General features: G+C 39.6%; 16 protein-coding genes. 8 read left to right on the top strand and 8 right to left on the bottom strand.

All coding sequences use genetic code 11. The features are described 5' to 3' along the window. The coding region (locus H9L42_RS16245) for a hypothetical protein (protein WP_187302588.1) at positions 1-243 on the top strand (243 nt) is incomplete at its 5' end. A 7-nt stretch (positions 244-250) separates the two neighbouring features. Here H9L42_RS16245 and H9L42_RS16240 read toward each other — a convergent pair. Then, positions 251-538 (bottom strand): hypothetical protein, encoded by a 288-nt coding sequence (locus H9L42_RS16240; protein ID WP_187304456.1) that lies wholly within the window; start codon positions 536-538, stop codon positions 251-253. A 188-nt stretch (positions 539-726) separates the two neighbouring features. Between H9L42_RS16240 and H9L42_RS16235 the strand changes: the two genes are divergently transcribed. The 4 genes from H9L42_RS16235 (at position 727) to H9L42_RS16220 (ending at position 3019) form a co-directional block, all read left to right on the top strand. Beyond that, positions 727-1350, top strand: a complete 624-nt coding sequence (locus tag H9L42_RS16235; RefSeq protein WP_187304455.1) for a helix-turn-helix domain-containing protein — start codon at positions 727-729, stop codon at positions 1348-1350. Positions 1351-1510: 160 nt separating this feature from the next. After that, positions 1511-1987 (top strand): hypothetical protein, encoded by a 477-nt coding sequence (locus tag H9L42_RS16230; protein WP_187304454.1) that lies wholly within the window; start codon positions 1511-1513, stop codon positions 1985-1987. 185 nt (positions 1988-2172) lie between these two features. After that, positions 2173-2814, top strand: coding sequence for a hypothetical protein (locus H9L42_RS16225; protein ID WP_187304453.1), 642 nt, complete (start codon positions 2173-2175; stop codon positions 2812-2814). A 13-nt stretch (positions 2815-2827) separates the two neighbouring features. Continuing rightward, positions 2828-3019, top strand: coding sequence for a hypothetical protein (locus H9L42_RS16220; RefSeq protein WP_187304452.1), 192 nt, complete (start codon positions 2828-2830; stop codon positions 3017-3019). Between the two features lie 683 nt (positions 3020-3702). On the opposite strand, the gene H9L42_RS16215 is transcribed toward H9L42_RS16220, so the two are convergent. Both H9L42_RS16215 and H9L42_RS16210 read right to left on the bottom strand, forming a co-directional pair. Next, the gene (locus tag H9L42_RS16215; RefSeq protein ID WP_187304451.1) at positions 3703-3873 is read right to left on the bottom strand and encodes a hypothetical protein; all 171 of its coding nucleotides are present in this window, start codon (positions 3871-3873) and stop codon (positions 3703-3705) included. Positions 3874-3890: 17 nt separating this feature from the next. Beyond that, the gene (locus tag H9L42_RS16210; protein WP_187304450.1) at positions 3891-4181 is read right to left on the bottom strand and encodes a DUF6809 family protein; all 291 of its coding nucleotides are present in this window, start codon (positions 4179-4181) and stop codon (positions 3891-3893) included. Between the two features lie 120 nt (positions 4182-4301). Here H9L42_RS16210 and H9L42_RS16205 point away from each other — a divergent pair, with 120 nt between their 5' ends. Beyond that, on the top strand, positions 4302-4499 hold the full coding sequence (locus H9L42_RS16205; protein ID WP_187304449.1) for a CopG family transcriptional regulator: 198 nt from the start codon (positions 4302-4304) through the stop codon (positions 4497-4499). A 73-nt stretch (positions 4500-4572) separates the two neighbouring features. On the opposite strand, the gene H9L42_RS16200 is transcribed toward H9L42_RS16205, so the two are convergent. The 3 genes from H9L42_RS16200 to H9L42_RS16190 form a co-directional block, all read right to left on the bottom strand. Continuing rightward, positions 4573-4839, bottom strand: coding sequence for a Txe/YoeB family addiction module toxin (locus tag H9L42_RS16200; protein WP_187304448.1), 267 nt, complete (start codon positions 4837-4839; stop codon positions 4573-4575). Next, positions 4832-5146 (bottom strand): type II toxin-antitoxin system Phd/YefM family antitoxin, encoded by a 315-nt coding sequence (locus H9L42_RS16195; protein ID WP_187304447.1) that lies wholly within the window; start codon positions 5144-5146, stop codon positions 4832-4834. Before H9L42_RS16195 ends, H9L42_RS16200 begins: the two co-directional genes overlap by 8 nt. A 185-nt stretch (positions 5147-5331) precedes the next feature. Next, on the bottom strand, positions 5332-5643 hold the full coding sequence (locus tag H9L42_RS16190; protein WP_187304446.1) for a hypothetical protein: 312 nt from the start codon (positions 5641-5643) through the stop codon (positions 5332-5334). Between the two features lie 168 nt (positions 5644-5811). Between H9L42_RS16190 and mobQ the strand changes: the two genes are divergently transcribed. Next, a complete protein-coding gene (gene mobQ, locus H9L42_RS16185; protein ID WP_187304445.1) occupies positions 5812-7092 on the top strand; it encodes a MobQ family relaxase in 1281 nt (426 codons plus the stop codon). 659 nt (positions 7093-7751) lie between these two features. Further along, positions 7752-8903: a hypothetical protein gene (locus tag H9L42_RS16180; protein WP_187304444.1), complete on the top strand. Its 1152-nt coding sequence runs from the start codon at positions 7752-7754 to the stop codon at positions 8901-8903. A gap of 277 nt (positions 8904-9180) precedes the next feature. Here H9L42_RS16180 and H9L42_RS16175 read toward each other — a convergent pair whose 3' ends face one another. Both H9L42_RS16175 and H9L42_RS16170 read right to left on the bottom strand, forming a co-directional pair. Then, on the bottom strand, positions 9181-9570 hold the full coding sequence (locus H9L42_RS16175) for a hypothetical protein (RefSeq protein ID WP_187304443.1): 390 nt from the start codon (positions 9568-9570) through the stop codon (positions 9181-9183). 41 nt (positions 9571-9611) lie between these two features. Next, the gene (locus tag H9L42_RS16170; protein WP_187304442.1) at positions 9612-9956 is read right to left on the bottom strand and encodes a hypothetical protein; all 345 of its coding nucleotides are present in this window, start codon (positions 9954-9956) and stop codon (positions 9612-9614) included. Positions 9957-10075 lie beyond the last annotated feature (119 nt).

The raw sequence follows: 10075 nt of genomic DNA, 5'->3' as shown, positions 1-10075 counted from the left end.
AAACTGACGAAGCAGAGGATATACATAAAGAACCGAGGAAAGATAGAAGCGAGGGATTTCAAGGACAAAGACAGAGGAAAAGGCAGCTATGGTGAATATGCAGAACGGATCATAGAGGAGGCCTGCGAGGGAGCGATTGATTTCAGCATATTTGAGAGGAGAGAGCCTGTTTTCGATGGAAGCAGCGGAACCCAGACACTGATCAGAAGCCTTAGCATGAACAGAGGCATACCGCTAAGCTAGATGATAATCATTTTGGATCTGTCAACCAAAAACTCCACAACAACTTGACACCGCCGTTATATTTCCCCCTTGTTGCAAGGTTCCAGACTTTTGTCGGTCTGCTGGCACTATTCGGTTGGATTTGTGGTTCTTCCGATTCATCTGCTTCGTCCGGACAGATAGCAGATACCCCTATATTTTCCGGCTCCGTAGTTGCTTCCTGGGCATGTGCAGATAATGGTGATGTCGCGAATGCGCACAGGATTATTAGGAGCAATACAAGAAGTATCTGAATTGTTTTCTGTTTGATTAACATGTTGTTTCCTCCTTTTCTTTTCGGTTATAATCGGATATCCTATGGTTACCATGATGTGTGGAAAAACGCAATCGTTTTCCATGAAATTGAAGGGTCAGCGTTTGTGGCGTTGTTGATTTTTCAATATGTGCGAGATGCTGACTGGAACGGATGAAATTTTTATGATTCAATAAAAAGGAGGAAGGTTTATGGAAATTGGTGCGCAAATTAAAACTCGCCGTCAGGATCTGAATATGACCCAAGAGATGTTGGCAAAGGAGTTGCATGTTGGAAGAACGACGGTATCAAACTGGGAAATTGGAAGAAACTATCCGGACCTGCAGTTAATTGTGTCCATTTCCAACGTATTGAATATTTCATTGGATACGTTATTAGGAAAGGAAAGCGAAATTGTGAAAGAGATTACGAGAGACACCAATATTCGAAAGTCTCAGAGCCGGAAAATTAAGATTCTGAGTGCGTTGCTCATTCTGGTGATTCTGGCCGGTCTGTTTGGAATTTATAAAGTATTGGAGTACCAGGATATTTCTTCACCGGAGCAGATCGTTTCGCTTCAGGCCTATGAAGATCGCTTGGAAATTACCACAGATTTACCATTCTATCGGAGTGTAGTGGGTTATACGATTGGAAACAGTCCGGATGGGAACGATACGATCGAGCTTTCGTTGTCCAGTCAGATTGATTTATCTTTGGATCATCAGCAGAAAATTGTTGTAGAGACTGACAGCCTGGAAGAGGATATGGGAATCCGAAACCTGAAAACGGTGGATATTGTGGATCGAAACGGAATCATCAAGACCTTTGATATTTAATTTAGCGCTAAGAAAAGCTCCTGTGGTTATAATCGGAAACGGGGGCTTTTCTTAGCAGATAATGTTCAATAATTTGTTCAAAAATAGATTGACGATTCCTTTTATTTGATGTATAATTTGTTCAAAAATTAGTTCAATAATTAAAAGGAGTTGTTTGTTTGTGGCAAGAGAAACCATAAAGTCTTTAAAAGAGGAAATCGAAAAGCTGAAACTGCAGATGAATACCCTGTCGGAGCAGAACAGCCGGTTAATCAAACAGACGGATCAGGAATTTTTAAACTCGTATGTGTACCGGGAACTGTCTGAGAAGGTGCAGTTCCTCCAAAATTACAGCAAGACGCTTGAAAATGAGAATCAGAGACTGAAAGATAAGCTGGAAGAAAAAACAGCGGAAATCGGGCGTTTAAAGGCTTATACGACTACCGATTCCAGCATGGAACCGGTGCCGTTATCAATGATTAATGAACAAATTACGGAACAAAATCGAAAACACGCCGGCCGGAAACCGGTATTCTCTGCAGAACAGAAGGAAAAAATATGGTCTTTGCGGAAAGCAGGGCTGCCGATGCGGGCGATTGCGGAGCAGATGGAATGTAGTCTTGGAACGGTGCATCGTATTTTATCACAGTCAAAATAATAATTGAACGTATTTGTGAACATATAAGTTCAATCAGACCAACCGCAGCGGAGCGGAGGGCGGTAGCCCCAAGCGTTAGCGCGGGAGGAAATAATATAAAATGTTGAATTTTCAACTGTTGTGACGTATAATTTAACATGTTAATTATTATGTTAATAACTTTGTTTAATTTAGAGGTAGAAACGTTGAAAATACAAGATTTTATCAAGGGGCGAAATGTTACATACGCTGCGGTTTTCCAATATATAAAACGAAACCCAACTCTGTTTTCTGGACATATCGGAAAAACAAATAAGATTGAGTTGGATGAAACTGCAGTACAGCTCCTTGAGGAAAAATATCCTTTCCCAGAGCCGGTACAGATCATTCAGGACAATTCCGCTCGTGATGAGCTACTGGAACTGCATAAAAAATACACGGCTGCAATGGAAAAGATAACCGCCTTAACTGAACAAAACGCACAACTCCTTGTAGTCCAGTCAAAGCAACGTTTTCTGGAAGAGGAAAATCTGGAACAGGCTGCGGAAATTCAACGTTTGAATGAACAGTTGAACGAGAGTTATACACATTCAGAGGAAGCCGTAAAACAGTTGTTACTAAGTGAGTTACGAAAAGGCGTTAAGTATCGGCCCTTAATTGAAAAATATGAGGGAATGGCTCTTGAGGAACTGTTTGAGGTATTGTCAGATAAAAATACTCGAAATCTGGAACAGATTGAAAAGCTGGAACAAGAAGCGACAGAATGGAAACGTGATTATACCTCTATGAAAAAGGCTCTTGAAGAAGAAAAAAAGAAAAGCTGGTGGGATAAATTACGAGGGAGATGAGGAGGAAAATAAAGTGAAAAAATGGACACTGACAAATTTTTTGGATAACGATGAAGAAATCAAAAGGCATTTTGAATCATACGAAGATGCTCACATAGAGCAACAATGGACAGGCGGAAGATTGGAATTTTTAGAGGTAGAAGGAGAGGAAAAAGAGCTATTTAACGAAACACTGGGAATCACCTATACGGTTAGTAAAAAATGATCGTGAGTATATTTGACAGAAAGCTTGGATATGCTTTATAATGCCAGTAGGCAAAAAGATGTGAAGTTCCGCTAGGAGCAAACAAAAACCCCGGAGATGGCAGTCTCCGGGGTTTTCTATGCCGTTTTTTATGGTGGCTTATTCCCATAGGCTAGTTACCGATTATTTGTCGCCATCTAACCATTTGATGATGTAGTGGCAGGCTACACCAGCCGCAACAGCGACAATAAAAGATATGAAGATTTCCACTAGAAGCACCCCCTTTCTGTTGCCAGTATAGGGGCGGTAACAAGAACATTATACAGCCTTTGTTTATGAAAAACAGGATATTTTTTATAGATTATTTCTTATATTTATAAAGTTTGCTCAAAAATTAGAAGCTCTTTTGTCACTAGATTGTCACTAATTTCCATAAAATAGAAAAATATCGTCGCCGGATTGTCACTAATTTCTAAAAAATGTAAGTAAAATGACACCGGATTGTCACCAGATCTCAAAAAATTGACCCCGCCGAAACCCGTTGGCACTGCCAACGTCCCAAAGAATTTGGGGTCAGGCTTCCCTTATGCTCTTCTTCATTTTCGAATGGAACGCTTAACGAATGAAAGATTATGCAAGAATAGGGAGGGAAATCTCCAAGAGCTGTTATCTTCAAAAATGACCCATAAGTCTGAAAAAATATCTTAATCCTTTATATGTTCCAGGGAAGATAAAGTGGATAGCAGGGTATTTGTTTCATCCTTTAAGCGACTTTCTGTTTCTTGATCCGTTATTTCCCACGCTTCTAAGGCTGATTTTAAAATAAAAATATCCAGATAATTTAGCATCAGGACTTTATCTTTTTTCATATTCATGAGATTTCTCCAATCCTTTAATCAAAATTGTTGTCTATAACCAGAGATTCTGCCGTAATACGTGCCCCAAGTTTGAATCCATTAATAAACAGTTGGGCCATTTCCAAAGGAATTTCTTCCAGTTGTCGATCCAGTATCGCCTGAAACTGCTTTTCCAGGTGAGGATCGAGTTTATTGAGTTGTTCTGAAAATTGTTGATACTCTTCGTTTTGCTTGCGCACCAGATCTTTATACTGTTGTAATTCCGGGCGGTATTGTTCGGAAGGATTAATCTTGCCATCAAAAAGTTGCTGCAGAATTGTTTCCATTGTGCAGACCTCCTTAAAACTAAAATGTAAACATAAATATCAACTAAAATATTAACATATTTAAAAATAAAAAGAAACACTAAAATGTAAATGACAAGAAAAAAGGAGAACGAGCAGAATATGGGAAAAATACAGATAAAAAAACAAAAAGGGGAGGACGGATATACTTCGTTTTCACTAAGAATCCCGTTACAGTTAAGTGAACAGATTAATGAACTGGTAAGCCAGACGGAGCTATCCCGGAACGAATTTTTGACAATCCTGATTCGAGAAGCACTGAAAGAAGTGGAGCTGGTTGATCCGGACAGAAAGAAATAATTTGAAAGCTTCATAGAATTGGATGCTGCTGATAAAAAAGAGCGAACCGGGTTCGCTCTTTTGGCAGAAGGCTTTATCTTTCATCATAGTGATCTTTACAACTTAATATGACGATATTCTGCAACTCGTCAATATCATATACAAGCCGGTTCTTGTCATCGATTCGGCGGCTATAACCAGACCGGTATTTCAATGGCTCCGGCTTTCCGATGCCCTGCATGGCTCCGTTTCTCTGTATATCGGCCAGCAGAGCATTTATCTTTTTCAGCGTTTTTTTATCCTGTTTTTGCCAGTACAGATAGTCAGAAAAACCCTGCGCTGTGAAAGTAAAATCATTCATGCTTCATGTGCTCCATAAAATCTCTAACCTTCTGCGTAGGTTTCCAATCGTCTGATTCCATGGTCTGCAGTTCCTCCATCGAAAAAGATATCGTCTGGCTTTCTTTCCACTGTTCACGGCTGCGGTCTATGCGCTTCAGATACTCGGCGTTCTGTTTAGCCTTTGTCAGCTCGTTGTAATCTTTTTCCGATACCATAACCACGTTTTCGTTTTTTGGTCGTGCAATTACGACCGGCTCGCCTTTAAAAGCAACGTCCATATATTTCTTTAAATTACTTCTCAGATCAAGCGGTTTTGTTGCAATCATGTGTATCTCCCCCCTCTTTTTTAAGTACGTATATATGTACGGTTATATGTACTTTAATTGTATGCGATTCTCTTATTATGGTCAAGGAATTTTATGTATCCTTTCCAATCAATTTTTTTATCCGTGCAGGGAAAACTCTGTTTCAAGGGTTTGCATGCCTCTAAAGCCATTTTTTTGCTCCTGGACTATTCTCCTGAAGCAGGGATATTCGCATGAAGCATAGCTGCTAAATAACTCAGATTCTCTGCAGTCAGTTCGGTTCCTTCTTTTCGTTCTGCTAGAAGAAAGAGCCTTGTCAGTTCCAGCGCATGAGCCAGGCGATCTTCTTCCAGGCCTGGGAGATATTTTTCAACCAGGGCGCCCTTTTGGATTAATCGGCGTGTTCTTGCTTTTCGTTCTTTCTCTTTTTCTTTTGCGATAAGTGCCTTTTTCTGTTGCTTTAGCTGCGCCATTTTTTCATCAATATTTTGAATTTTTTCCTCGTATGATTTTGCCATGTATGATTCTCCATTCCCGGTTATTTTGTTTTATTATATCACGAAAGATTGATCAAGAAAAGTTAGCATGATATAATGGAGAAACCCGTAAGGGCGCACTTACGGACACACTACGTATGTCCGTTGCGCGCGTGAGAAACCATATTTCAAAAAAGGAGGATTTACGTTATGGCAATTTTTCATTGCTCGATTAAGATTATTGGACGATCCAAAGGACAATCTTCAGTTGCATCTTCTTCCTATCGCGCAGGTGAAAAAATGTTGGATCAGGAAACAGGAATCGTTCACGATTACACCCGGAAACAGGGAATTGTTTATTCCGAAGTCCTCCTGCCGAGTTTTGCTCCGAAGGAGTATAAGAACCGGGAAATATTATGGAACGCCGTACAAAAAATTGAAACCAACCGCAATGCGCAGCTGGCCAGAGAAATCGAAGTTGCACTTCCCAGGGAGTTGTCCAGGATGGAACAGATTGAAGCGGTGCAGAGTTATGTGAAGGGGAATTTTGTTTCGGTTGGTATGTGTGCGGACTGGTCGTTGCATGACAAGGGAGATGGAAATCCTCATGCGCATATTATGCTGACAACCCGTCCATTCAAAGAAAATGGGGAGTGGGGAGCTAAGGAGAAAAAAGTCTATGAGTTGGACTGGAACGGAGAACGAATCCCGGTTCTTGATCCACAAACGGGAGAACAGAAGATCGGCGCCAGAGGGAGAAAGTTATGGAAACGAACCATCGCGGAGAGAACAGGATGGAGCCATCCGGATATGGCGGAAATCTGGAGAAAGAACTGGGCAAAAACCTGTAATCGCTATCTAGCCGGCAAAGTGATCCCTTTGTCCATCGATCACAGAAGCTATGAGCGGCAGGGGAAAGAACAGATTCCAATGATCCATGAAGGGGCGGCAGCAAGAAGCATGGAACAGCAGGGAACGCCTTCCGAACGGTGCGAACAAAATAGGAAAATACGAACGATGAATCAGGAAATTCGAACCATCAATCAGGCGATTCGTACGTTGTTCCGGAGCAGCCAGCAAGCGATGGAACAGATCGGAACGATTCCCTATGATTTCGGATATGGGGAGCGTCAGCTCCTGGAACTGGATCAGAAACTAACGGTCTGCGAACAACGGATCTTGGAAAAAGAAACGGAAAAAGAGCAAGTACAAAAGGCGCATCCGGATGCCGATGATGAGGCGAAGGAAACTATTCCCATGCTGAACCTTGAACTGGAGTATCTCCGGAAGAAGCGTGAAAGCTTAGAGCAACAGTACTTTTTTGAATTGGATCGGAACGATGAATGGAAGGAACTCGAAGCGAAGATTTCTGCTAAGAAAGCTCCAGAGACGGGAAAGTATTCTCCAGCTTTTCATGACATCAGAAAAGAAAAGGAAAGGAACCCGTCAGAGAGGCTCCATACAAAAAAAGACCGTGGTCGGAGCCGCTGATCTTAGATTGAAACGAATTTATTTGAGGTGATATAATAGGCATACTGCGACTCTTTCCAGCAGGAGGGAGGTGAGCCAGTGAATATAATCATATGGAATAAAGCAGGTGATGACAAAGTGACAACCATGGAAAGCGTAAAATGCCGTTTTTAGCAAAGAAAAACTTGGGTGTGGTAGAAATATGACGGTGGAATCGGAAAAAACGCTGAAATCGAAAATTTAAGCCTTCAGAGGGGAAAACAGAGAACCAGTATATAGAAAAAGTGTCAGCGGCAGGGAAATTTGGCCGCCAGATAGGGCAGGTTTATAATCATCAAAAAAGGTAAAAAAACTGTATTGATAATATAAGCCCCCTTTTGTAGGGAGAGGGAAATAGACAGGCAAGAAAAAGTCTGTTATAATTTGGGGGTAAAAAGGTAAAATAACCTATTGATAATAATACGTCCCGTAGTATAGGGAGAGGAAACTAGATTATGCTTCTAAATATTTTAGTAAAATACGGTGCAAGAAAGAGCACGCCAGATGAGTTATATACTAGGCTTTTTCATATAGGTGCGCATTATATTCAAAGACAGGGAGAATATCGTGCAGAGGGAAGTGAGGATTTTAAGGGGAACCCTATTGTTTATATTAACGATAGAGAAAATTACAAGGGAAAAATGAAACGGTATATCCTGCTGGAAGACACGTTTCTGGAACAGCTTCGGGAAGCAAGAAAAGAACCTAGTAATTTATTGAATGCTGTGAGTTATTATGGACGAAAGAAGGACAAGGAACATGCGGATCGGTGTTTTGGTCTTATTTTTGATATTGATGACGTTGACGACGTTACGTTGAATCGCTTTTTATATGGTTGTCAGGACGAGCATCGTGTTTATCCTACACCGAATTTCCTTGTTGTTTCACGCAGCGGAAGAGGGGTCCATTTGTATTACATTTTTGATGAGCCGGTACGTCTTTATCCGAAAATAAAAGTACAGCTTAAAAGTTTGAAATATGGAATGACCAAGTGGCTATGGAACCAGTATACGAGTAATAACGAGAAAGTACAGTATCAGTCTTATGATCAGTCTTTTATGATTGCTGGTACAAAAGAGAATATGACCGTATGGTGTCTGCGGGACGAATGTTATAAGCTTGAAGAACTTTTTTCTATGGCGCAGATGGAATTTAACAAAGAAGAACTGTGGATAGAGAGCCAATATACTCTGGAAGAAGCAAAGAAGAAGTTTCCGCAGTGGTATGAGAAGGTGATTGTAAACGGAGAGCATGAAAAAGGGCACTGGAAATGTAAACGGGATTTATATGACTGGTGGATTCGAAAAATGTTGCATCCCGTTGATGGAGCTACGTATGGGCATCGATATTGGTGTATCATGATGCTGGTTATCTATGCGGTGAAGTGTGGGATTCCATATGAGGAAGTGAAAAAACAGGCGTATGAACTTGTATCCGAACTGAATAGCAGGAAGCCTGATCAGCCGTTTACAGTAGACGATGTAAACAGCGCTCTCGAATGTTATGATGTGCAATTTGCGACATTTCCAATCGATGATATATCAAGGCTTTCGGGGATTTCTATAGAAAAGAATAAGCGAAATGGGTTAAAACAAAAACAGCATTTATATTTAGCTAGGAGAAGAAAAGAAGATATGAAAGCTATAGATTTACCCATGAAAGCTCCAGAGGGCAGACCGACCCAGGAGCAGACTGTCCGGGAATGGCGGAGATTTCACCCGAACGGAAAGAAAGCAGACTGTATCAGAGAAACTGGTTTGAGTAAACCTACGGTTTATAAGTGGTGGATTTAAAATATCAAGTAGCCGAAAATGGTTGTTTTCAGCTACTTGATCCGAACAATTTACACACTTTATTTTTTCGATTAATAGAGTATTCTTCATGAAATCCAAAAGGAAGCAGTTATCATGCTGTTTCCAGATGATGCTACCGTGAGCAAACTTATTTTATAGTTCCCACTATTTCCCTTTTATATGTTCTATTTGTATTTTTTATATATTTTCCATACAAAAAATAATATTAAAAAAAGTGAACATACACAAGAAAGTGTAAGTAAAATAAAAAATATCATTAAAATATCTGGCATATTCTTTCTCCTTTTACAGAAAATAAATATCTAATTTCAAAATTATAACCACTAGGTATTAATAATATTGAAATTAAAGATATGTATATTGCTATGACTATACCTGTAGTCTTCAAATCTTTGCGAGAGATAGTCTTTTCAATAAAGAGTCTTTTTCTGCGGCCATATATCAAGAAAAATGTTAAAATTGTAAATAAAAAACAGAGAAGATATATTAAAGATCCATCAGCCCAGACTCCTGAGTTCATTGCTTTTGGAGATAACCTGTCTAACAATGTAACGATTTGAGTATTGTTACAAGGTATAATTGTCCAAAAAGTTAATATGAGAGATATTTGGAATAATCCTTTAATTGTTTCTTTTTTCTCTTGCATTACTATTCTCCTGTTTTGATATATTAAACACTACACACTTTTTATTTGATATATCCAGAAAACGAGCTCCCATCAAAAGCAAGGTAAAATTCCGTAGCCGCCTTTATATTAGAAAAATTTACGGTTCTGGTTTTTCCGGCCTTGATCGTTTCTGTGGAATAAGTATGGGCTTTCCTTTTTGCCTTTACGGTTAAGATTGAATTTCCAGTATTTTTAACGACAAAGGTATAGTTGGTTTTCCCTTTGAATTTATAATTCGTATAAAGGGTTTTTCCTGCATTTTTGATAGTACCCTTGAAGTTATATTTCGATAGTGTAAAATAATTGTGGAATTTTTGAGAGAGAACTAAAAAGAGACAGTTCCAAAATGATAAAATAGTTTTCATCACAAAAACTCACGAAAGGAACTGGTCTCTTATGGAAACAATTATACAACAAATCGCAAAAAAACTCATCAACAAAATATTGGAGAAAGCATATTCCGGAGGGATTTCTGATATCGATG

Source organism: Zhenpiania hominis (assembly GCF_014333425.1).
Lineage (GTDB): Bacteria > Bacillota > Clostridia > Peptostreptococcales > Anaerovoracaceae > Hominibacterium > Hominibacterium hominis.
This window is presented reverse-complemented; position numbering and strand designations above follow the sequence as displayed.

Coding starts and splice junctions, on each gene's coding strand:
- H9L42_RS16170 (WP_187304442.1), bottom strand. CDS start 9,956: ATGAAAACTATTTTATCATTTTGGAACTGTCTCTTTTTAGTTCTCTCT.
- H9L42_RS16215 (WP_187304451.1), bottom strand. CDS start 3,873: ATGAATATGAAAAAAGATAAAGTCCTGATGCTAAATTATCTGGATATT.
- H9L42_RS16240 (WP_187304456.1), bottom strand. CDS start 538: ATGTTAATCAAACAGAAAACAATTCAGATACTTCTTGTATTGCTCCTA.
- H9L42_RS16190 (WP_187304446.1), bottom strand. CDS start 5,643: ATGGCAAAATCATACGAGGAAAAAATTCAAAATATTGATGAAAAAATG.
- H9L42_RS16200 (WP_187304448.1), bottom strand. CDS start 4,839: ATGAATGATTTTACTTTCACAGCGCAGGGTTTTTCTGACTATCTGTAC.
- H9L42_RS16180 (WP_187304444.1), top strand. CDS start 7,752: ATGAAACGGTATATCCTGCTGGAAGACACGTTTCTGGAACAGCTTCGG.
- mobQ (WP_187304445.1), top strand. CDS start 5,812: ATGGCAATTTTTCATTGCTCGATTAAGATTATTGGACGATCCAAAGGA.
- H9L42_RS16235 (WP_187304455.1), top strand. CDS start 727: ATGGAAATTGGTGCGCAAATTAAAACTCGCCGTCAGGATCTGAATATG.
- H9L42_RS16205 (WP_187304449.1), top strand. CDS start 4,302: ATGGGAAAAATACAGATAAAAAAACAAAAAGGGGAGGACGGATATACT.
- H9L42_RS16195 (WP_187304447.1), bottom strand. CDS start 5,146: ATGATTGCAACAAAACCGCTTGATCTGAGAAGTAATTTAAAGAAATAT.
- H9L42_RS16210 (WP_187304450.1), bottom strand. CDS start 4,181: ATGGAAACAATTCTGCAGCAACTTTTTGATGGCAAGATTAATCCTTCC.
- H9L42_RS16175 (WP_187304443.1), bottom strand. CDS start 9,570: ATGCAAGAGAAAAAAGAAACAATTAAAGGATTATTCCAAATATCTCTC.